20 protein-coding genes and 10 tRNA genes are annotated in these 21,885 nt (G+C 25.7%); 3 read left to right on the top strand and 27 right to left on the bottom strand.

The window, feature by feature from the left end; translation table 11 throughout:
• Window positions 1-356: 356 nt before the first annotated feature.
• The 4 genes from QOZ93_RS03920 to QOZ93_RS03905 form a co-directional block, all read right to left on the bottom strand.
• A complete protein-coding gene (locus QOZ93_RS03920) occupies window positions 357-2,072 on the bottom strand; it encodes an asparagine synthetase B family protein (protein WP_111941056.1) in 1,716 nt (571 codons plus the stop codon).
• 358 nt (window positions 2,073-2,430) lie between these two features.
• Window positions 2,431-3,420: a S66 family peptidase gene (locus QOZ93_RS03915; RefSeq protein WP_307355167.1), complete on the bottom strand. Its 990-nt coding sequence runs from the start codon at window positions 3,418-3,420 to the stop codon at window positions 2,431-2,433.
• 69 nt (window positions 3,421-3,489) lie between these two features.
• Entirely contained in the window at window positions 3,490-3,987 is a 498-nt protein-coding gene (locus QOZ93_RS03910) for a GNAT family N-acetyltransferase (protein ID WP_307355166.1), read from the bottom strand.
• A gap of 213 nt (window positions 3,988-4,200) precedes the next feature.
• Window positions 4,201-4,356 (bottom strand): hypothetical protein, encoded by a 156-nt coding sequence (locus QOZ93_RS03905; protein ID WP_307355165.1) that lies wholly within the window; start codon window positions 4,354-4,356, stop codon window positions 4,201-4,203.
• A 315-nt stretch (window positions 4,357-4,671) separates the two neighbouring features.
• On the opposite strand from QOZ93_RS03905, the gene QOZ93_RS03900 reads away from it, so the two are divergent.
• Window positions 4,672-5,637: a hypothetical protein gene (locus tag QOZ93_RS03900; RefSeq protein ID WP_307355164.1), complete on the top strand. Its 966-nt coding sequence runs from the start codon at window positions 4,672-4,674 to the stop codon at window positions 5,635-5,637.
• Between the two features lie 139 nt (window positions 5,638-5,776).
• Here the strand turns inward: QOZ93_RS03900 and QOZ93_RS03895 are convergent, their stop codons facing one another.
• The 3 genes from QOZ93_RS03895 to QOZ93_RS03885 all read right to left on the bottom strand — a co-directional run bounded on the left by QOZ93_RS03895 (window position 5,777) and on the right by QOZ93_RS03885 (window position 8,809).
• Entirely contained in the window at window positions 5,777-6,223 is a 447-nt protein-coding gene (locus tag QOZ93_RS03895) for a hypothetical protein (protein WP_307355163.1), read from the bottom strand.
• A 186-nt stretch (window positions 6,224-6,409) separates the two neighbouring features.
• Entirely contained in the window at window positions 6,410-6,964 is a 555-nt protein-coding gene (locus tag QOZ93_RS03890) for a nucleotidyltransferase family protein (RefSeq protein ID WP_111941046.1), read from the bottom strand.
• A 174-nt stretch (window positions 6,965-7,138) separates the two neighbouring features.
• Complete coding sequence (locus QOZ93_RS03885) at window positions 7,139-8,809, bottom strand: peptide ABC transporter substrate-binding protein (protein WP_307355162.1); 1,671 nt, start codon at window positions 8,807-8,809, stop codon at window positions 7,139-7,141.
• A 320-nt stretch (window positions 8,810-9,129) separates the two neighbouring features.
• On the opposite strand from QOZ93_RS03885, the gene QOZ93_RS03880 reads away from it, so the two are divergent.
• Entirely contained in the window at window positions 9,130-9,282 is a 153-nt protein-coding gene (locus tag QOZ93_RS03880; protein ID WP_307355161.1) for a hypothetical protein, read from the top strand.
• Between the two features lie 360 nt (window positions 9,283-9,642).
• Here the strand turns inward: QOZ93_RS03880 and QOZ93_RS03875 are convergent, their stop codons facing one another.
• The 9 genes from QOZ93_RS03875 to QOZ93_RS03835 form a co-directional block, all read right to left on the bottom strand.
• The gene (locus tag QOZ93_RS03875) at window positions 9,643-10,572 is read right to left on the bottom strand and encodes a patatin-like phospholipase family protein (RefSeq protein WP_307355160.1); all 930 of its coding nucleotides are present in this window, start codon (window positions 10,570-10,572) and stop codon (window positions 9,643-9,645) included.
• A 271-nt stretch (window positions 10,573-10,843) separates the two neighbouring features.
• Complete coding sequence (locus QOZ93_RS03870) at window positions 10,844-10,999, bottom strand: hypothetical protein (RefSeq protein ID WP_307355159.1); 156 nt, start codon at window positions 10,997-10,999, stop codon at window positions 10,844-10,846.
• 74 nt (window positions 11,000-11,073) lie between these two features.
• Window positions 11,074-12,579 carry a 4Fe-4S dicluster domain-containing protein gene (locus tag QOZ93_RS03865; RefSeq protein WP_307355257.1) on the bottom strand — a complete coding sequence of 502 codons (1,506 nt, stop codon included), beginning with the start codon at window positions 12,577-12,579 and terminating at the stop codon, window positions 11,074-11,076.
• A gap of 285 nt (window positions 12,580-12,864) precedes the next feature.
• Window positions 12,865-13,572: a hypothetical protein gene (locus QOZ93_RS03860; RefSeq protein ID WP_307355158.1), complete on the bottom strand. Its 708-nt coding sequence runs from the start codon at window positions 13,570-13,572 to the stop codon at window positions 12,865-12,867.
• Between the two features lie 51 nt (window positions 13,573-13,623).
• Window positions 13,624-14,271 carry an ATP-binding cassette domain-containing protein gene (locus tag QOZ93_RS03855; protein WP_111941038.1) on the bottom strand — a complete coding sequence of 216 codons (648 nt, stop codon included), beginning with the start codon at window positions 14,269-14,271 and terminating at the stop codon, window positions 13,624-13,626.
• A gap of 360 nt (window positions 14,272-14,631) precedes the next feature.
• Window positions 14,632-16,830 (bottom strand): ribonuclease R, encoded by a 2,199-nt coding sequence (gene rnr / locus QOZ93_RS03850; protein WP_307355157.1) that lies wholly within the window; start codon window positions 16,828-16,830, stop codon window positions 14,632-14,634.
• A 624-nt stretch (window positions 16,831-17,454) separates the two neighbouring features.
• Window positions 17,455-18,183, bottom strand: a complete 729-nt coding sequence (locus QOZ93_RS03845) for a 16S rRNA pseudouridine(516) synthase (protein WP_111941036.1) — start codon at window positions 18,181-18,183, stop codon at window positions 17,455-17,457.
• Between the two features lie 73 nt (window positions 18,184-18,256).
• Entirely contained in the window at window positions 18,257-19,291 is a 1,035-nt protein-coding gene (locus QOZ93_RS03840) for a triple tyrosine motif-containing protein (RefSeq protein ID WP_307355156.1), read from the bottom strand.
• Between the two features lie 103 nt (window positions 19,292-19,394).
• Complete coding sequence (locus tag QOZ93_RS03835) at window positions 19,395-19,832, bottom strand: YaiI/YqxD family protein (protein WP_307355256.1); 438 nt, start codon at window positions 19,830-19,832, stop codon at window positions 19,395-19,397.
• A 296-nt stretch (window positions 19,833-20,128) separates the two neighbouring features.
• Here QOZ93_RS03835 and QOZ93_RS03830 point away from each other — a divergent pair, with 296 nt between their 5' ends.
• Entirely contained in the window at window positions 20,129-20,560 is a 432-nt protein-coding gene (locus QOZ93_RS03830; protein WP_307355155.1) for a hypothetical protein, read from the top strand.
• 48 nt (window positions 20,561-20,608) lie between these two features.
• Here the strand turns inward: QOZ93_RS03830 and QOZ93_RS03825 are convergent, their stop codons facing one another.
• From QOZ93_RS03825 to QOZ93_RS03775, 11 genes are all read right to left on the bottom strand, one after another.
• Window positions 20,609-20,752: a hypothetical protein gene (locus QOZ93_RS03825; RefSeq protein WP_162630336.1), complete on the bottom strand. Its 144-nt coding sequence runs from the start codon at window positions 20,750-20,752 to the stop codon at window positions 20,609-20,611.
• Between the two features lie 222 nt (window positions 20,753-20,974).
• A tRNA-Arg gene (locus QOZ93_RS03820) sits at window positions 20,975-21,051 on the bottom strand.
• Between the two features lie 39 nt (window positions 21,052-21,090).
• Window positions 21,091-21,164 (bottom strand) — tRNA-Gly (locus tag QOZ93_RS03815).
• Window positions 21,165-21,190: 26 nt separating this feature from the next.
• Window positions 21,191-21,266: transfer RNA gene (locus QOZ93_RS03810), tRNA-Gly, on the bottom strand.
• Window positions 21,267-21,270: 4 nt separating this feature from the next.
• Window positions 21,271-21,354, bottom strand: a tRNA-Leu gene (locus QOZ93_RS03805).
• Between the two features lie 22 nt (window positions 21,355-21,376).
• Window positions 21,377-21,452 (bottom strand) — tRNA-Lys (locus tag QOZ93_RS03800).
• Between the two features lie 3 nt (window positions 21,453-21,455).
• Window positions 21,456-21,530 (bottom strand) — tRNA-Gln (locus QOZ93_RS03795).
• Window positions 21,531-21,536: 6 nt separating this feature from the next.
• Window positions 21,537-21,612 (bottom strand) — tRNA-His (locus QOZ93_RS03790).
• Between the two features lie 7 nt (window positions 21,613-21,619).
• Window positions 21,620-21,696 (bottom strand) — tRNA-Arg (locus QOZ93_RS03785).
• A gap of 6 nt (window positions 21,697-21,702) precedes the next feature.
• Window positions 21,703-21,776: transfer RNA gene (locus tag QOZ93_RS03780), tRNA-Gly, on the bottom strand.
• A gap of 24 nt (window positions 21,777-21,800) precedes the next feature.
• Window positions 21,801-21,876: transfer RNA gene (locus QOZ93_RS03775), tRNA-Pro, on the bottom strand.
• Between the last annotated feature and the right edge of the window lie 9 nt (window positions 21,877-21,885).

Below are 21,885 nucleotides of genomic sequence, written 5' to 3'. Positions count from 1 at the left end.
AATTCTAAATAAATATTTTTTTAATCTTTATTGACTTAAATCTTTCAATTGTCTTTCTTGATATTATATTAACATATCATTGATAATAATTCAAAGATAAAAGTTCGTCATTTTTTTAACATTATCTATATTTTGTCCTATTTTTATTAATATTATTAAAATATTAACATAAAAAATATTAAAACTCTCATTATATAACTATATTTTATATAAAAGTATAGAAATTATACGTAAAACATCAAGAAGAACTTCATAGTTATTTGTTAAAATTATATCTATTATTATATATTAAAATTATTTTACTAAAAAAATAGTAGTGTTATTTAGATAAAAACACTACTATTTTTTAACCTATTTTATAAATTTAATAAGAAACATATATTATAAAAACTTTTACAGAAACCAAGTAAAGTTAATACTTGAGCCTTTTCACAAAAACTGCCTTTTTTAAATAATTCTTCGCAATCCCTCTTTAATGTTGAATATTTTGAAAGCAAATGAATATTATCTTTAAAATAATTATCAACATATTTCCTCAAATTATCATTTTTATTATACCAATAATCATAGGGATTCATCTCTCTCATGTTATTTTTACCAAGTATCATTTCATAAGACTTATTAAGTATCTTTATATAGGTATTAGAAAATCTATTTAACATAATTTTTGAATTTAACTTACTAGGCTTGCAATTCCATTTTTGCCATTTATATTTAGTAGCCTCTGGACAATGTTTTTGAATCATCTTAATAAATAACTTTTCTTGGAATCTATATTTAGGACTTAATCTCATTGCATATTCTACAACTGTTGGATCTGTATATTCTTCATATGTTTCAGTATTATCATGTAAACTTACTGATCCGTTATATACTCCATTAATACCTGCATTAAAAATTACAAATTCTTCCTCATTTGTATATGTGTTTTTTACAATTTTATCAAATTCACTCACCCTATTTAGTAACTTATTCGAATATCCCCATTTACTCAACATAGGCTTTTCGTGGTATGGTTTTCCTAAGTAATCCCCATGCATTATATCTGCTAAATTTCCATTGTGAACTATTCCAAATTTATTTAAATTTACTTTTGACATAGTATTAACTAAATGTGCCGCTCCATTAAATAAAATTTGTCCATTATTTTTACTTATATAATAATCTATATTTTTTAAATAATCCCCATTAGCTAAACTATTAAAAGTATAATTTAAGTTTAGATCGTTACAAATACTTCTACTAATTTTTTCGTCTTGGGAATTAAGCTTGGAAAAATTAATACAATTTATATCTTTATATCCTAACTTATTAGCAGTAAATACTATCATTCTTGAATCCATGCCGCCACTTAAAAAACTTAAATGATCTAATCCATATTCTTTATCCTTTTTAAAAGATAGATTTACTGTATCCGAAAATCTCTCATATAATTCATCGATGGCCTTATCCATTGAAACATCTAATATATCTTCATTATTATATTCGAAATATCTTACACTATTTAATTTATTTTTATTACATTCAAGATAACAACCTGGATTAATTTTTTTAACACCATCTACCATTGTATAATCCATAAGCATATATCCAAAAGTTAACATAAAATAAGCCCCTTCTTCTGAAATAGAACTATTATATCCTAACTCTTTTTTGAATCTTACAATATCTAATATATTAGTAGATACTATAAAATCATCATTTTTTTTATCGAAAAAATAATATACAAACTTATTTCCTAACTGATTTGTAAATGTATAAATTTTATCATTAAACGCATCATATACAACTCCGCTAAAATTTCCTCTTAATTCTTTTACAAAATTTATACCATGTTTTTTGAACATACAATGAATTAAAGATTCTATATTAAAACATCCATATTTCTTTTTTAAATCTGTAAGATTTAAAATAACTCCATCTATGCAATAAAACATATTGTCTTTGACTGAAAATAACTTATCCTCTTTAAATTTACCATTAAAATTTCTTATAGCAGTTAAATTTTTTAATGCTAGATAATTTGTTGATAATTCTAAGTCTTTTTCTGATTTTATAATAGTGTATCCCATCCATTTCCTCCATCCATAAATAAACACCTTAATTATATATAAACATTTCGTAAATTAATAAACATATTATACACTACTACTTTTTTAAATTATTTAAAATTAGGTAACAATTTTATTACATATAAATTACATATAAATTACTTCTATTCATCAAAATACATTATTTTGTATATAACTTATCTTTATATAACTTGCTAAATTAATAAAACAAATAGCATATAAATTTTTTAAATATAAAACGCTATGAAATGTAAGTTTATTACTTAACTTCATAGCGCTTATTTGATTACTAGTTATTATTTCCAATAAAATATTTTTTAATCACTTTTCTTATATTAACCCTATATTTTTTCTTTTTCTAATATCCTAGTATCTTTACTGATTTGTTAGTTACATCTAATTCAATTTCTGCTCCTATAGGCATAGTTAACATAGGATGAGTATGACAGCAATCAAAATCTGCAAGTAAAGGAATATTAGTATCCCCTAAAACTTCTAATAAAATTTCATATGGTTTTCTTCCTGTTTCATTATCATTAAATAACTCATGTTTTCCAAGTATTATCCCAGAAATTTTATCAAAAATCCCATTAACCTTAAGTAATGAGAAACTTCTTTCAATAGTTGCTGCATCTTTCATAGTATCTTCAATAAATAATATATCTCCCTCTTTTATTTCTGGCATATAAGGACTACCCCATATACCTTGAATAGTATCTAAGTTTCCACCTATTACTCTTCCTTTTGCTTTTCCATCAATAACTGAAATCCATTTATTTGAAACTTTCTTTTTTTCTTTAACTTTTTCTTCCCAATTAATAAATTCATCTGTCCAATAATCAGGCGTTTTAAATTTAATAGGGAACTTATTTTCATCTATTAATACATCTTTAAAATACTCATAAGTATAGTTTACAAAAGGTTCAAATTCACCAAAAGAAGGAATTAATGCTGGTCCATAAAAGGTACTAATTCCTGTTTTAGCATATATTGATAGTAAAATTGCAGTAACATCTGAATATCCTATGAATATCTTAGGATCTTTTTTTATAGCCTCATAATCTATATATGGAAGAATTGAATTAGAATTCATTCCTCCTACAGAAGACATTATACATTTAACCTCTGGATTTCTTATTAACGCATTTAACTCTTCTGCTCTTTCTTTTATACTACCTGATCTGTAATAATCATATTTTCCTGTTAAGTTTCCTTCTAAAATTTTAAAACCTTTACCTTCCAAAAATTCTTTTGCTCGTTTAAATCTTTTTGGTGCTGTACTTGTCATTGGAGATGATGGTGAATATATTCCTATAACATCTCCCTTTTTTAACTTTTCAGTATACACTATTATCCCTCCATGTAATAAATTTTAAGAAAAAGAAGTTACTTTTTGAGCAACTCCTTTATAAATATATTATTTTAACATCTTATCATAACAATAAAATGGTGTTTCCTTACTTGGAAAATTGACTTCTCCAATAAAATTGTATGAAAACTTTTTAAATAAATTATTCATTTTAACATTTAATGAATTAGTATCAGTTTTTATATAATAGATATTTTGCTGTTTTCCTAAGTTTTCTGCAAAATTCATTAATTTTGTTCCTATTCCTTTTCTTCTGTAATTAATTGCAACTGCCATTCTATGTATTACTATAGCTTCTTTATTACTTGACCAAATTAATTCCTTATATTCCGGAGTTTGTTCTTTATTTATACATATAAATCCCGCAATATTTTCATCAATTTCTTCTACATACAATTCTTTTTTCTTTATATCTTTAATAAAGTCATTTTTTTTAGGATAATTTTCATCCCACTGATAATTATTATAGGAATGCATGTCTTTTAAGGTGTCATCTATAATATTCATAATACTACTTATATCGGAAAGCTCAGCTTGTCTTATCATTATCTCCTCCATATATTTCATATACTTAAAATTATAATTTAAACTATTCTACCATACAAACCCTAAAATTTTAAGCATTATATAACATATATTTAAATAAATCTATGTTATATAAAAATATAGCATAGATATTTCTTCCTAAAATATCTATGCTATACACATGCAACTATACTTAATCTTTCTTAATTTGGATTTATATTATTAACCCTAACACTAACTTATGTGATCGCTTTGGAATCCTTGTCTTTTTATAGAATGTTTTTTAGCCGTTCTATTATGATTTTTTCCTTCTTCACTAGTAATTGGAGTTTGATAATTACACTTTTCCATTCTTGCTTTTTTATTATCAGGTTGACTATCTTTTGGCATCCTAAACGCTCCTTTCTATTTTTAGTTATTATCTATTTTAACCTATTTTAAAAATTTTATTATAGTATTTATAAAGGATTCTTTTTTTCAAAAGTTCAAATAAGAACTACAAATCAAACATAACATTCTGTATATTCTAATTGCATTAAATATTTTTTATAATTCCAACTTTTTCTTCAATTACCTATAAGATTCATTATACTTTTTTAATCTAACTTGCTATAATAAATTTGTAAACAAGATATTAATATTTTTAACTAAAAGTTAATATTCTTAATTAAATATTAATAAATGTAAAGGTAGGGTGATTATATTATGAAAAAAACTGCATTTTTATTAGCATTAAGCGCTTTATTAGTTTTTGCTCCTTTAGCAACTGCTTATAGTTACGATAGAGACATTACTATTCCAACATCTCAAACTGCTGTAGTTGATGGTAAAATTAAATCTAAAATAAATATTCAATCTGAAACTTCTACGGTAAATCCATGGATGTATGTAGATATAAAATTAGATGAAACTAAATCAGATCATGGAAAATTTAACTATGCAGAATTAGCTTTAAGAAAAGCTTTCGGATTTTTCACTGACCATAAATATTCTCTAAAAGATGGTGACTTTTACATTATTTTAAACAACGGTTTTGTCATTAATAAACAAAATTATAAAGATAAAAAAGTTACAGATATGGCAATACAAGAACTTTTAAAAACTGATTTTTACAGAGGAGATACTCTATTTAAACTAGCATTCCTTTATCACGATAATGCTGTTCAAAGAACAACTTATTGGAAACTTATCGATGCTATAGATCTTCCTGCTGGTTCTACCCATACTCTAACTAAAAAATATACATCTGGCATTACTAAAAATGAAGAATTAAAAATGGGCCAAACTTTAGGATTAAAACTTGTAAGTGAAGTTAGTGGAAGTGTTGGTGGAGAATGTAGTTTCGCATCAGGTAAAATTATGGCTAGTTTAACAGGTGAATTAAATAAAACTACTTCTAAATCATTTACCAATAATCAAGAAATAAAATCTACTTTTGAAAGCAATACAAACATATCTTATCAAGCTAGTAATATCGATAAAGTTATTTTAAGATATCAATTAGTAGATAATTATAAAATAGATCCTACTACATTTAAAAATGCTACTAATGATCTTCAAGATAAAATAAATTTAGGTGGTTCTAAATTAGTAAAAATAGTTCCAAGTGCAGGGGAAGAGGGAGTAGATGTTCCTATAGACCAAATCTTCGATGTAACTATAAATAAATAGTAGTTTTCCTAAATTTTCATAGATAAAATTATTCCTTTCACAAAAGACAATATCATTTATAATTATGATATTGTCTTTTGCTATATTTAATTAAATAAAAAAATCAACCTATCCACATTACATGAACAGGTTGATTTTTTTAAACTATTTCTTCTTGCATATCCTTAAATATTTCTTTTATTAATTCTCTATCTTCTTTCTTATAATGTGAAAGACTAATAGTTCTACGTCTATGATTCTTTAATTTAATTTCTATTATATTGTCATATTCCGGTATATATATTTTAGAAATCTCATTTAATTTTATTTTATTAGAATTCATAAAAAAGTCATCTAAAAAAATTATTTTATCTTTTTTTATAGTTAAGTTAGGTTTTTTATATTTTTTAGTTATAAATGCATATATTTGTGCAATAGCAAATATCATCCCACTTGAAAAGAATATTACATAAAGGATAGCAGTCAAATTATTTCTTGTCGGCAATTTTCTTAAAAACACCATAGTAACCAAGCAAATTACGGTAATTGCATTGAAAATTATTCTTGAATTTTTATACTTAAAAATCAATTCTCTGTTATCACCCATATTAACCACTCCTTTGAAATAAATTTTTATAATTATACACCAAGTTTCTTTTAATGGGAAATTTACTTTAAGGGTAAAATCTCCGTATTTTTAACATATATTTAACATTACCTTAATAATACTATTATTTTCTTATGTTTTTTGAAGTTTGAAGAAAAATTAAATAGACCTACCTTATAGATAAGTCTATTTAGTATATCTCATTAGGTTTTTTATCTTCAATTTTACATGGTATGGTAGATTTTGTACTAATGCTCTTTCTAATAAAAACTTATTCTTTATACCATATTTTAAAAGATAATTTTCTATTAACTCAACCTTAGTCTGTCGATTTTTTAGCAACTGATATATAATATACCAATCTTCTAGAGAAGTCAATGGAATTTCTATATTTTTTAAATATTTTTTTAATGTTATAGATTTTTGATCAAATTTATATTCATAACTGCCACACTCATGATTTATAATAAATCCCGCCATAAAATCAATATCTATATCATTAATTTTATATTCATAAAAATATCTCGTAGAATACGATTTATCATCTTCTCCACTAACTTTTGTTCCTAACCTACTTAAAATTCTATCTGCCTTTTTTACATCTTTTATAGAAATTATTAAATCTATATCATGTGGATCATCTATTAATCCATAAAAATTTAAAACTAAAGAAGCTCCTACCCCCCATAAAATTTTTTCTTCGTTGAATTGTTTCCCTATTTCCATTAAAGTATTAAGCATATCTTTATATCCTCTCTCGTTATATAACAATCCCCTAATTTTTAAACATTATTATAGCATAAATTTTATATATTTTTTAATTATAATTATAAAATAATTTTATACATTTTTAATATTATAAAATTCATTATTCTAAAAAGACTACCCTAATTTCTAGGATAGTCTTGTGTGCGTCTATTTTTTAGCTCTACCTTGAATATATGCATATTTTAATTCCATTGATCCAAACAATGGGGTCATAAGATTTTTAACACATTTATTAGTAAATGTTCTTCCTTTTCTATACACCATAGGCATTATTACAGCTTGATCAGTTAATAACATTTTTTCTGCCTTTTTATAATTTTTTATTCTTTCATTACTATCTATAGATATTTTTGCCTTTTTAACGATTTGATCATACTCTTTATTTTTCCAAAAAGTAGGCATTATATCTGCATCACTTTTATATATATCAAACATATTACTTGGATCATTATATTCACTTGTCCAGAACATTGTAGCTATATCATATCTTCCTGCATAAATATTATCTAAAAATACTGGCCATTCAACCAATTGAGGTTGAACATTTATTCCTAAACCTTTTTTATAATTTTCTTGGAAGAAATCTCCCAATTCTTTATTTCCTTGATCTGTTCCCCCACACAAGAAATTAACATTAAGTTTACTAGGATCTTCTTTTATTCCTAACTCCTTAAGCCCTTTAGCTAATAAAGCCTTTGCATCTCCTTCTTTTGCAATATCTTTTACAGGTTCTTCTTTTGATGCCTCTCTAAAACTTTTATCTTCTATAGTTATAGATTTAGGTATCCAAGCATATGCTGGATCATCTCCTGCATAGACGGTTTTAGCTAATCCTTCTCTATCCAATGCTAATGAAAATGCCTTTCTTACATTTGCATTACTAAACAACTTAGATTTTTCATTTAAAATTGAAAATTGAGTTGTTGGTATATTTAAATTTAGTTCACCAAATTTTTTAGAATCTCTTAATTTTTTTATCCAATTGTCATCATTAACGCCTAATACATCTACACTTCCATTAAATAAAGATAGATTTTGAGATATTGTTTCTTTTATTATTTTAAAACTAACTTTTTGTAGATTAACTTTATCTTTGTCCCAATATTGATCATTTTTTTCTAATACTATTTCATTATTATGTACCCATTTTGTAGCTTTAAACGGACCGTTGTATACCATAGTATTTACTTCTGATCCTATTTTTTCTGGATCTTTTTCTACTATATCTTTTCTTTGAGGAAACATTGCTTTATAATATGTCAAATTCAAAAAATATGGACAAGGTTCTGAAAGAGTGATTTCTAAAGTTTTATCATCTATTGCTTTTACTCCTAACTTATCTTCTGAAACTTTTCCTCCATTAAACTTTTGAGCATTTTTTATTACATATAATAAATATGCTATAGGAGATGCTGTCTTAGGATTTAAATTTCTCTTTATACTATATTCATAGTCTTTAGCTGTTACTTTCTTACCATCACTCCAATTAAAATCTCTTAATTTAAATTTCCAAACTGTTTTATCATCATTTGATGTCCAACTTTCTGCACCAGCTGGTTTTACTATATCCTTACCATTTTCATCTTGTTCTAATCTTGTTAATCCCTCAAATACCTCTGTAGCTATTTGAGTACAATATGCATCTCCTGTTTTTGCAGGATCTAAACTTTTAGGTTCATTTAAAGTTAAATTCATACATTGTTCTTTATCCATTACAATTTTATTATTACTTCCATTACTAGAAGCCTTGCTAGTACAACCTATAAAAGACGTTGTTATAAGTCCGCTTAATATTAATGATAATATTTTTTTATTCATAGTTTTTCCCCTTTTCCCTAAAGTTATATATAAATATTCCCTATGAAATTATATTATTATGACTAATACATGTAAATATATATTCAAACTATCAATAGTTCAACGGTTTTCTATTTATTTTTACTTAATATATCCCATTTTACTTATTTTGTAATATAATATGTAACTTATTTATATTTCTTTATACTTTATTAATGAAATTTGATAATTTTCAACATTTTTTCATTTTTAAATATATAAATTTATAAAAATAAATGCTATAATTATAATATGAATATCAACTTTTCAGAATAAAAAATCTATTTTAGGAGGTAATGTTCATGACCTATATAAAAATTCTTAAAAATTACCTTAAAAAAAATCATATCAGTATTGCTCTTATACTATTTATTTTAGGAATTACTCTAAGCACTATTATTCCAGCTGCTTTAATATTAACTATTTCAACTTTACCTTTTATAAAAAATCAATAGGAAAATAATTTTAAAGGAAATAATTGAAATTTCAAATAGAATTTCTAAGACTAAATAACTTCTTTAATACACTTTTAAATTTATAGAATTTTATAACTATTCTTTTTAAATAAACTATATTATAATAAATATATTGTTTCTATTACACAAAATAAGATTGGAGTACATTATATGAATAACAATGACAACTTAAATAAAAAAAATTTAATTGCTTTTTTAGGTGCTATAATAATAACTTTATTCTTAGGACTTATGATTTTAGGAATAAAAAAGTTGCTTTTTTAGATAATTTATTAATTTTAAATAGGAAATTAGTATAATTATCTTCCATTATAGTAATTTCCTATTTAATAATATATTTTATTTTTCACTCCTATATTTCCTTATATAATCTTGAAAATTCCAAGTATCTAGAAATTTATTTGCTTTATTATATCCTTCATTAAATAATTCTTGTTTATCTTTTTTACTAATTTTGAATTGTGCGGTTTTTATTCCTAATGTAGATATGTTTATTGTTCTTATTTTATCTCTCTCATTAAAAAATCTATCATCGTAACATTCTAGAAGAGTATCTATTATATCGGATATATAACATGAAAAACTATTTTTTCTTTTACATAAAATTTTATTTTTTTCAGTTTCATTTAACTTAAATCCAATAGTAGGCCATCTTGGTATTCCGTCAACATCAAATATCCATATAGGATAATTACTAGTAATACCACCATCTACAATATACGAATTTTTATCTTTATATTTTAATTTTGTAGGACAAAAAAGAAATGGTATACTCATACTCATTATAACAGCCTTAGATATTTCTAATTCCATGGGATCTATACCATATTCTTTAATATCATCTGGTAAAATTAGAAGTTTTTTATTTGTTACATCTGAAGCTATTACTTTTAACCTTGATTCACCATTTATACTAATGTCTTTAAACTTAGTTTTCCCCTTTTTTTTATACAATTCTTTTAAATATTTTTCTGGATAGTCTGTTTTAAAAATTCCTTTATTTATTAATAAACTTAGTATATTTCCCATACCTGGTATTTTCCTAATTGGTTCCTTTATTTTAAATTTAGAAAAATCTATATTATACAGTATATCTTCTAATTCATTTGAAGTATATCCAACTGCTATTAGAGATGCTATAATTGCTCCGGCCGACGTTCCCGCAACTCTTTGCCATCTTATTCCTCCTTTTTCCAACCTACAAACTGCACCTACTAATCCTATAGCCTTTACTCCTCCTCCTTGGAATACAGCATCTGCTTTCATCATAACTGGCCCCTTAAAAAGTGTTACTGTATTATATATATGACTTTCTTAATTTTATTGCTATCTTTTTATATCCCCTTATAAACTTACTCAATCACTTAAACTTATTTTTTTCTAAAACATTTGTAACTCTCATATTAATAAAAAAATAATGTACCATAACTTTTTATTATAAAAATAGTAAAAACACTACAAATTTTAGTAACAAACATTAAAATTCATAGTGTTTTTATATAAATTATATTTTACCTATACCCCATATTTTTATATGTTTTTAAAAACCTTGTTTCTTTATTTCTTTCCCACTTTCATTAATCCCTGGCTTTTCTATAGTTGTGTCTAATCTATTTTTTGCCCATTGATTTTGAGTTTTTGCACCATTGTGTAAATAATTTTCTTTTGTCCATTCCCTTTTGTCTTTCTTTTTCATAAAGTACACCTCCATTAATTAAATTTTTCATTAATAGTATTGGTACTTTTATTTAAAATTATTTATTTGTACTGTTATTCATTATTTTTTCTAGTTTTCATATTTACATTTTTAAATTGTTTCATCTGATCATTATCCTTAATAGATTTTTTTTGTGATGAATTATTAAATTTAACTAACTGTCCTTTTGATTTTATCATTGATTTTATTGTTCCCGCTCCATTAATGCATCCACCTTCACACATCATACCCTCTATAAAATTACCGCCTAATCTTCCTACTTTAGCCATAGTCATGGCTTTTTTTATTGCATCTTTTCCACTAACTTTTACTGGTTTAAGTTCTATATCTATTTCTTTTTCCTTACAATAACTTTGAATGGCAGCGGTAACACCTCCTGCTTGTGCAAAACCTCTACCATAAATTGTAGCATCTTCTACAACTAAGTCTTTACATTCCTCTATTTTTATATTGAATGCCCCCAATAAAGCTATAGCTTCTTCAAAAGTTAATACATAATCCACAGAATATTTTACATTCTCTCTAGTAATTTCTGCTTTTTTGCTTGTACATGGACCAATAAATACAATAATAGCATTGTTATTTTGTTGCTTGATCATTCTACCTACTGCTACCATTGGGGATACTGTAGTAGAAATATTAGATATTTGATCTGAAAACTTTTTTTCTATATATTCAACAAAACTTGAACAACAAGAAGTAGTCATATATTTATTATCATTTTTCATTCTTTCTGTAAATTCTTTAGATTCATGTACTGTAACAGCATCAGCTCCACATGCTACTTCTATCATATCTTTAAATCCAATCTTTTTTAATGAATCTTTTATCATACCTATTGTTATTTTATTTTCTAACTGTCCAACAATTGAAGGAGCTACTACTGCATATACATCCTTTTTTTTATCAACTAACGCCTGTGTTACTGGTACTATATAGCTTTTATCTGCTATAGCTCCAAAAGGACAAGCAACCATACATGCTCCACAATTTATACAATTTTCTTTATCTATTTTTGCTCTTTTACTTTTACTATCTATCTCTAAAGCCCCTGTTGGACAAGATATTTTACATGGTCTATTAACTTGAACAATTGCATTATATGGACAAACTTTTTTACACATACCACATTCTACACATATATCATGATTAATATAAGCTCTTCCTTGAACTCGTGTTATAGCATTTACTGGACAAACCTCCATGCATTTATGTTGTATACATCCTCTACAGACCTCAGTAACTGTATATTGATGTATAGGACACTTATCACAAGCTGCTGGAAGAACATACATTACGTGATTATATTCATCCATATCTACCAAGTCATCTATAATATTATCATTTGGAACATAACCTGACGCTAATTGAGCTCTTTGCAAAACTACCGCCCTTTCCCTATAAATACAGCATCTATAATTAGCTTTATCACCTTCTATAATATTATAAGGTATTTTTTCTATAGTTTCTTTTGTAAGTTTGTTTTCTTTTGCCAAAGTAGATACCTGTTTTAATGTTAAATATTTAAGTTTTTTTAATTGAGTTTCAAAATCCATAATATTTCCCCCCACAATTTAAATTCTACTTTCTCATAAAGATTTACTTAGAATACTAGCTATTTAATTAATATTATTATCCTTGTTAATATTATAACAAATTTTAGAAAAAATATAATATTATATTAAAAAATAATAATTTTACCTTTCGTATGCTACTTTACAATTTTTTAATAAATATATCAATGAAAAAATAAAGATTTAACATAAACTCTATTATTTTATAACAAAAATGGAGTAAGGTTTATAATATTTTATACCTTACTCCATAAATTTATTATATTATTCTTAAATTCTTATAGCTTTCTTGCAAGCTATGTAAACAAGTACAATCCCAATGAACAACAAACTTATTCTATTTATGAAAAAAAACTGAGGTGAAATTTTATAATAAAAATTATTTATATTAGCTCCTATAGAAAAACAATAACCAAGTTTACCAAGAAATACATAGTCTAACACACAATATAATATTAAAATACAACTGACTATATTTATTTTTTTTATATAAATAATTAAAAATAAACTTAAAGAACATAAAAAAACTAGACTTGGAATAAATCTTAAACTTAGTAATAAATTAGTTTTATCCAAAAAAGATACAGTTCTGTAGTAAATCATTGCCGTAATAAAAGATCCTAATATATATAACAAGGTATGAATTAACCATCTATAAAAAACATTATAATTTATATTTCCTCTATTATAAAAGGTTAATAATTCATATTCTTTATTTTTATAATCACTATAAAATATATAACAAATTATCAATGCTAAAACCAATGGTACTATGTAATCATATAATATATCTACATTAACTATTGAACTACATTTTATTAATTGTAAATATTCAGGCTTAACCGGAGTGAATATAGCCTTATATAATAAAATTACTAAAAATAAAAATGTTATCTTTAATTTTTTTCCTTTAAGATCAAATATCTTAAAATAATTCTTAAATATAGGATTATCAATTTTAAAATTATCTAAATTCATTTAAACTTCTCTCCTTAATATAATTATTAAATTTCTTCTTTGACACCTTCCCTATTTTTTTAATGAAACTTTACTATCTTTCATAATTAATATTTGATCACAAAAGGACTCTACATCTTTAATACAATTAGTTGCTATAAGTATTATTTTATCCTTCCCCTTATGAGAAAAATAATTTTTAAAGTCCAATTTTCCTTGCTCAGTAAGCCCTACCATGGGATTGTCCATAATAATTAATTGTGAGTTACCTATCATAGCTTGTGCAATTCCAAGTTTCCTTTTAAATTCACTAGAATATGTTCCTATAGGATTTTCAATGTTCTCATATAAATTGAACTCTTCTATTAGGTTTTCAATCTTTAATTTTTTCTCCTTACCCCGTACCCCTTTTACATCACAGACATAGGCTAAAAAATCATATCCTGAAATTTCATTATATACATTAAAATTTTGTGGCAAATATCCTATATATTTAGATATAAATTTAAAATCTTTTAAAAGATTTTTGTTATTAAAAATTATTTCCCCACTTAGAGGTTTTTTAAGCCCTACTATAATATTAATCAAAGTAGTTTTTCCTACATCATGGTTACCAACTAATGCAACCACCCCGTTTGTACTCGAAAAAGAAAGATTATCTAAAATTTTTCTTTTTTGATAAACAAAATTTATATTTTTGATAATTAATCTATTTTCCATAACATCTCTCCTCTAAATAAAGATTTACAACTTTTAATTTAAGTTTAAAATACAAAATATATATTTAACTTATAAATAAATGGCTTAATATGCTTATTGAAAATTTTAGTCAACTCATGTTATTTCCATGTAATATTTCGATATTTTTTGTTATCATTATTTTTATATTCTAATTAACTTAAAATTTTTACATATTTTAGATTTACGCGTAACATATTCTATATTATATTTTTTAATTTATAATTTTTTTAACTATTTTAAAATAATTAAAACATATACACTACAAAAATTTTCAAAAAAAATAGTAGTTTTCTTGTACGAAAACTACTATTTTTTATTAACATAGGTTTTTCTTATAACCTACTCTAAATTTTCAATGCCTTCCTTAACTATTTTAGCATCTTCTTCTGATACGGTTAACTCCTCTAAATTTTCTTCTTCATCTTGAACCAACTCAAAATATATTTCATTTGTTTCCATACATACTCTGCTAACTACTATTTTTACTGGATCACCTAGTTTATACATTTTCTTTGTATGTTCGCCTACTAAGCATAAATGAGCATCATCAAAAATGTAATAATCATCATATAAATCTGTTATATGAACTAGACCTTCTATTGTATTTGGTAATTCAACAAACATACCAAAGTTTGTAACAGATGAAATAATTCCTTCAAATTCTTCTCCAATTCTATAGCTCATATATTCCGCTTTCTTTAAATCATCAACTTCTCTTTCAACTTCCATAGCGGCTCTTTCTCTTTCAGAAGATTTTAACGAAGCTTCTTCTACTATAGCTTTTAATCTTACAGCTTTTTTTTCATCTATTTTTCCATTAATGTATTCTTTAATTATTCTATGAATCATTAAATCTGGATATCTTCTAATTGGTGATGTAAAATGACAATAATATCTTGCTGCTAATCCGAAATGTCCTATACATTCAGGAGAATATTTTGCTTTCATCATAGATCTTAACATTAAAGTACTTACAACAACCTCTTCTTTTTTACCCTTTACATCTTCTAATATTTCTTGAAGATGTCTTGGATGTATACTTAGATTTGGTTTTAATACATATCCTAAATTATAAACAAAATCTCTAAAATGAGCTAACTTTTCTTCATTTGGATCCTCATGAATTCTATATACAAAAGGCATTTTAGTCCAGAACATATATTCTGCTATAGTTTCATTGCATATAAGCATAAATTCTTCTATTATTCTATTAGCAATAGCCCTTTCATATGGTTTTACATCTATAGGTTTGCCCATTTCATCTAAAATAATTTTACACTCTTCAAAGTCAAAATCTATAGCGCCTCTACCCATTCTCTTTTTATTAAGAATTTGAAAAAGCTCTCCCATATCTTTAAACATTTCATATAAATAATCATATTTTTTAATAAGGTCTTCATCTTTATCTCTTAAAATTTTGGTTACATCAGTATATGTCATTCTCTCATTTGTTTTTATTACACTTTCAAAAACATCATGTGAAATAACTTTACCCTTATCATCAATTTCCATCATACATGTTAATGCTAATCTATCCACCTTAGGATTTAAACTACACACTCCATTAGATAACTTTTTAGGTAGCATTGGAATTACCCTGTCTATTAAATAAACTGAAGTTCCTCTTTTAAAGGCCTCTTTATCTAATACATTTTTTTCTTTAACATAATGTGAAACATCAGCTATATGAACCCCTAAAAGATAGTTACCATTTTCTAATTTTTGTACTGATACAGCATCGTCAAGATCTTTAGCATCTTCTCCATCTATAGTTACCATAAGAAGGTCTCTAAGGTCACGTCTTCTTTCATATTCACTTTCTGAAATAACATCTTCTATGTTTTCTGCATAAGCCTCAACCTTAGTTGGAAATGCTTCTGGTAGATTGTGTTTTCTTATAACTGTTAGGATATCTATTCCTCTATCGCCTTTATTACCTAATATTTCTATGATTTCTCCTTCTGGACTTCTTCTATTATCCGGCCATTTAGTTATTTCTGCTACAACTATTTGACCATCTTTAGCATCACCTATTTTATCTTTAGGTATAAAAATATCTTGGTGAATTCTTTTATCTTCTGGAACCAAAAATCCAAAATTTCTACTATCTTGAAAAGTACCTATCATTACCTTATTGGCTCTTTTTATTACTTTATATATTTCTCCCTCACATTTTTTACCTACTTTTTCTTCCTTGATAATAGATACTAAAACTTTATCACCATGCATAGCTCCATTTACGCCTGAACTAGGTATAAATACATCCTTTTCTTCACCTTCGCGAATAACAAAGCCAAATCCCTTTGCATTACTTTCAAAACTTCCCATTACAAATCCCATACGTTCTGGAATTCCATAATGTTCTGTGTTATTTTTAATAATCTCTCCATCGTCTTCCATATAACCTAATAACTTTTTAAAATCTGGCATTTCTTTTTTATATATTCCAAATATCTTAGCTAATTCTTTAGCTGTCATAGGTTTGTAAGCCTTTTCTGTCATAAAATTAATTAATATTTTTCTAAGTTCTTTATACAAATAAATTACACTTCCTTTCAAGTCCAAATATTATCTTTCTATTTATATATCATTTATTTTTCACTCTTAACTTACTTTTTACTCAATTTTATTATATTTATGCAGTATTTATGTTTTTCTAAATATCTATAAATTATACCATATTTTATTATATTTTATATTACTTTTATTTTTTATGTGAATATTGTATCTTTTATATTTATTTTACCCTTTATATATAAACCTATTCCATTATGCAATTCCCGTTTTCCTTTTATTTACATATTGATAATAAAAAAATAACGCACTGTTCAGTGCGTTAAATAGTTAATTGTTTGTCGATTATTTTAGGGGTTTTCGACATTTTTTTTATTTTAATAACATTAGGGGATGGGTTGTTATTAATAATAAAAAGGGGGTTGTTTTTTTCTTGCATAATTATTATATGCTATTATCCTCATAATTTCAAGGGTTTTTAGAAAAATACTATTAATTATTTATTTAACTTTAATTTTTCTCTATTTTTTGTTATTGTAATTTTTAACATTTATTATGCAACTTTATTAAATAATTTTAAATTTATATTTTTTTATTTCGACATATAAGTTTAATTTTTCCAGTTTGTTTTTTTAATCTTATTTCAATTTATTCTCTAGAATTTAAATTTTTTAATAAGTTTATTTCTTCATCCGTAAGTTCTCTATATTCACCCTCATTTAATTCCTCATCTAAATCTATAGGTCCAAAACTTTGTCTTTTTAAATATACAACTTTTTTCTCTCTACTTTGGAACATTCTTTTTACCTGATGAAACTTTCCTTCTTGAATAGTAACTAATACATTTGATCCATCTTCCGTAGAATCTAAAATTTCTAATTTCCCTGGCATGCATTTATACCCATCATCCAGTACAATACCTTTTTCGAAGGCATTAATATCCTTTTTATCTACTTCTCTATCTATTTGAGCATAATATACCTTATCTACATGCTTTTTAGGTGAAATCAACTTATGGTTTAACTCTCCATCATTGGTTAATAGTAATAACCCTACAGTATCTTTATCTAATCTTCCTACTGGAAAGGGCTCAAATACTTTATCCTCTTCTTCTAAAAGATCTATTACAGTTTCATCATAATTATCAAATGTGGCAGAAACTACACCATCAGGTTTATTCATCATAAGATATATAAATTCTTTATATACTATTTTTTCTTCTCCTACTATTATTTCATCCTTATAAGGATCAACCTTAATAGCACTATCTTTAACCTTATTTCCGTTTATTAATACCTCTCCCCTTTTCACAAGCCCTTTAACTTCTTTCCTTGTACCATATCCTAAATTAGCAAGCACCTTATCTAATCGTTCCATATATTTCAATTCTCCTCTTAATTTTCTATTATGTTTATTATTATAATAAAAATTCGTTTGTAATCTTAATATTCTAATTAATATTATCTATTTGTTTTTCAACTTCAAATTTGCATATTGTAAATTTTTCATAATCTATATCTTTTTTTGCACTTTTAGCTAAAACTAATAGGTCATATATACCTTCTTTAAATGGAGTAAAAGTATAAAAACTTTTTGCACCATACCCCTGAACCATTTTCCATTCCTGATCTTTTAATAAATAAAATTCGTATATAACACTTTTCCCCCCTTGTACATTTATATTAAATGTAACATCTTTATTACATACAATTTTATTTTCATTACAATTTACTGTTATATCAGTTATATCACTTGTTTCTTTAACCTCAAACTTATAATCCTTTTTACTATCAAATTCTTTTTCACTATCCCTATGCTTTGAGTAAAATTCAATCCTATATTCTCCAATAATTCTAGGCCTAAAAACAAAAGATTTAATAGAATCATAAGCCTTTTCTTCTATAAATATATTATTTATGTACAATTTATATTTTATAAGAGTATTTTGGGCATTTTCTATAACCAATGCCAACATTATTTCCTCATCTACAACATGATTTTCATTAGGTGATGTTAATATATATTTTATTTTGCTTTTCTCTATATTTTGATTTAGTATTTCCTTTGAATTATTCGCTATAGTATTTATGTGTAGTTCCTCCCTTTGTTTAACTCCCTTTTCATTATATAAATCTACACCTATTTCCATATTAGAATTTTCTTCTATATATTCATCCACCTCTATATTTTTACATATATCTAAATCTTTTTTATAACTATATTCTTCTCTTTCTAAATAGTCAAAAGGCTTAGACCCATTCACCTTTTTACCTTGTACCATAATAATATAATTTCCTTCTTTTTGGGGTTTCCATGAAATGTAATTTTCTTTTCCAAAATCTTTAATAACCTTCCACATTCCATTTCTACCCTCTAAAAATTTATATAATAATTCTTCTCTTAATAATGTTTCAACAAAAATGCCAATAGTTTTTTGATCATTATTAGTTTTATTATCCTCAAAATTAATTAATAACTCATTCATAATTATTGGCCTCCTACCACAAAATTATATACCATTCACTTACCCTATTATTATACTATAATTACATAATTTGGTATATACCTTTTTATGGTTTTTCCGTTTTTTATGAATATTTATTAATCAAGAAGCATAAATTTTTATACAACTTTTCATCATCTTCAGAAGTTCTTTTTTTAGGATTGTTAAATCTACCTCCTCCTCTTCTTATTTTTGCACTTATATGTCTTTGCATAAGCATACTATCTATATTATCAAGATTGTATATGGTACCTTTAGGATGTATAGCACCACACCCCTTTCCTAAAACCATGGCTGCAACACCATAATCTTGACTTATTACTATATCCCCTTTCTTAGCTTCATTTGCTATTTTCATATCTACCATTTGAGAACCTGCATCTACAATTTTCACTTCTCCATAATTTACAGTAACAATACTGCTTAAGCAACAATAGAAAACTAACTGTATACTATGCTGCTTTGCGGCTTTCTCAATAATTGATTTTGATGGACATGCATCGGCATCTACTAATATTCTAATTTTCATTCACCTCTTTCTATAAGAATACTACTTAAAGTTTATATTCCTTTTATTTAATTATATATTATAATACCCTTTTATTTAAAATAAAATTTAATAAAATAATACTTTAAAAACATATTTTTCATTATTCTTTTAAGCATAAGACATTTTGTAGTAATAATCTTATCGATTAACCTTTTTGTCTTATTAAAAAACAATTATATATAAATAAAAAGGTACTTGTAATTTTTTATCGAATATTATATATATGCTAAATTTTATATATATTCTTTATTTAACTTCGAGGTGAAATTATGAAAAAAATACCTTTAATATATTGGACTATTTTAAATCTATCATTGATTTTCGTTATGTATTTAACTAAATCTAAATATTTATCTAGTTGTTTTATAATGGGTACATTTACTGTATTATTATATAAATATAGTAAGTATAACTCCATATCAACAAATAAAATTAATTCTTTATATTACTTTGTATATTGTAGTACTTTGTTAGAAGCTTTACTTGTATTAGAATTTTTGGATAAGCATTTTCAATTAGCTATATTTAAGTATATTAGTTACTTAGTTATTACTGTATTATTATTTTATGTTATTAAATTATTATATTGTGTTGGCAAAGAATTAGATATGAAAAGATCTAAAAGAAAAGATAAAAAATCTTTTGAAGAAAAACAAAGCATTGTTCCTTCATTTAAAACTACTAAAAAGAAATCTAGATAACTTTTTAGGAACTATCTTTAATATAAGATAGTTCCTTTTTAATCCTTATTAAAATCTTCTAAGTCTCTTATTTACTCTTATAGTATTTTCTATTATATGATTTTTAGCATCAAGTTTTCCTTTTTTTCTTTCTTCTTTTCTCTTTTGAATGTCCTTAAATGTTTTTTCTGCTAAAGCAGTCCATTTTCCCAAGACCATCCCTCTTTTTACTAATTAATATAATAGAGCTTTATTTTTTAGATTTCTTTATAAAACATATATCAAATAATTTATCTTATATTAAAATTTTATGTAATTATATTTTTAATAATTACTATTTTTAAAATATTTTTTTACATAAAAAAATAAGGCATTCAAAAGTCCTAGAACCATTGATATACCTCATTTATACCCTACGTTTTTGTATAATGCCCTTGGTGCACCCAGTAGGATTTGAACCTACGGCCTCCAGATTCGAAGTCTGTAACTCTATCCAACTGAGCTATGGGTGCTACTTTGTAAAATAATTCAATTATTATTTTACAAAAAAATGGAGCGGGTGAAGAGAATCGAACTCTCACAGCCAGCTTGGAAGGCTGGAACTCTACCATTGAGCTACACCCGCATATTTTAAAAACTATTCAATTGAAATGGAGCGGGAAACGGGGCTCAAACCCGCGACCTCCACCTTGGCAAGGTGGCGCTCTATCAGCTGAGCTATTCCCGCATTTTGGTGCAGATGAAGGGAGTCGAACCCCCACGCCTAAGGCGCTAGATCCTAAGTCTAGTGCGTCTGCCAATTCCGCCACATCTGCATATTTTTGGCATTTCTTAAATTGGTGATCCACCGGGGAATCGAACCCCGGACACCATGATTAAAAGTCATGTGCTCTACCGACTGAGCTAGTGGATCATATGGCTGGGATAGCAGGATTTGAACCTACGAATGTCAGAGTCAAAGTCTGATGCCTTACCGCTTGGCGATATCCCATTAATGTGGGGTGAACGATGGGATTCGAACCCACGACACCCAGAGCCACAATCTGGTGCTCTACCAACTGAACTACGTCCACCACATTTTGGTGCGTCTTAAGGGAGTCGAACCCCTGGCACACGGCTTAGAAGGCCGTTGCTCTATCCTGCTGAGCTAAAGACGCATATTTTGGAGCGGGTGAAGAGAATCGAACTCTCACAGCCAGCTTGGAAGGCTGGAACTCTACCATTGAGCTACACCCGCATAGTGTATTTTTATTTTTTTATATGGTCGGGGTGACAGGGATTGAACCTGCGACCTCATGGTCCCAAACCACGCGCGCTCCCATCTGCGCTACACCCCGATCTGCTGG

Source organism: Hathewaya limosa (assembly GCF_030815255.1).
GTDB classification, from domain to species: domain Bacteria; phylum Bacillota; class Clostridia; order Clostridiales; family Clostridiaceae; genus Hathewaya; species Hathewaya limosa.
The sequence above is the reverse complement of the archived record's forward strand: the minus strand, read 5'-3'. Positions and strand labels throughout refer to the sequence as shown.

Excerpts from the sequence above, each read along its gene's own strand:
- QOZ93_RS03920 (WP_111941056.1), bottom strand. The coding sequence starts at position 2,072 with ATGGGATACACTATTATAAAATCAGAAAAAGACTTAGAATTATCAACA.
- QOZ93_RS03910 (WP_307355166.1), bottom strand. The coding sequence starts at position 3,987 with ATGATAAGACAAGCTGAGCTTTCCGATATAAGTAGTATTATGAATATT.
- QOZ93_RS03905 (WP_307355165.1), bottom strand. The coding sequence starts at position 4,356 with ATGCCAAAAGATAGTCAACCTGATAATAAAAAAGCAAGAATGGAAAAG.
- QOZ93_RS03900 (WP_307355164.1), top strand. The coding sequence starts at position 4,672 with ATGAAAAAAACTGCATTTTTATTAGCATTAAGCGCTTTATTAGTTTTT.
- QOZ93_RS03895 (WP_307355163.1), bottom strand. The coding sequence starts at position 6,223 with ATGGGTGATAACAGAGAATTGATTTTTAAGTATAAAAATTCAAGAATA.
- QOZ93_RS03890 (WP_111941046.1), bottom strand. The coding sequence starts at position 6,964 with ATGCTTAATACTTTAATGGAAATAGGGAAACAATTCAACGAAGAAAAA.
- QOZ93_RS03885 (WP_307355162.1), bottom strand. The coding sequence starts at position 8,809 with ATGAATAAAAAAATATTATCATTAATATTAAGCGGACTTATAACAACG.
- QOZ93_RS03880 (WP_307355161.1), top strand. The coding sequence starts at position 9,130 with ATGACCTATATAAAAATTCTTAAAAATTACCTTAAAAAAAATCATATC.
- QOZ93_RS03875 (WP_307355160.1), bottom strand. The coding sequence starts at position 10,572 with ATGATGAAAGCAGATGCTGTATTCCAAGGAGGAGGAGTAAAGGCTATA.
- QOZ93_RS03870 (WP_307355159.1), bottom strand. The coding sequence starts at position 10,999 with ATGAAAAAGAAAGACAAAAGGGAATGGACAAAAGAAAATTATTTACAC.
- QOZ93_RS03860 (WP_307355158.1), bottom strand. The coding sequence starts at position 13,572 with ATGAATTTAGATAATTTTAAAATTGATAATCCTATATTTAAGAATTAT.
- QOZ93_RS03855 (WP_111941038.1), bottom strand. The coding sequence starts at position 14,271 with ATGGAAAATAGATTAATTATCAAAAATATAAATTTTGTTTATCAAAAA.
- QOZ93_RS03845 (WP_111941036.1), bottom strand. The coding sequence starts at position 18,183 with ATGGAACGATTAGATAAGGTGCTTGCTAATTTAGGATATGGTACAAGG.
- QOZ93_RS03840 (WP_307355156.1), bottom strand. The coding sequence starts at position 19,291 with ATGAATGAGTTATTAATTAATTTTGAGGATAATAAAACTAATAATGAT.
- QOZ93_RS03830 (WP_307355155.1), top strand. The coding sequence starts at position 20,129 with ATGAAAAAAATACCTTTAATATATTGGACTATTTTAAATCTATCATTG.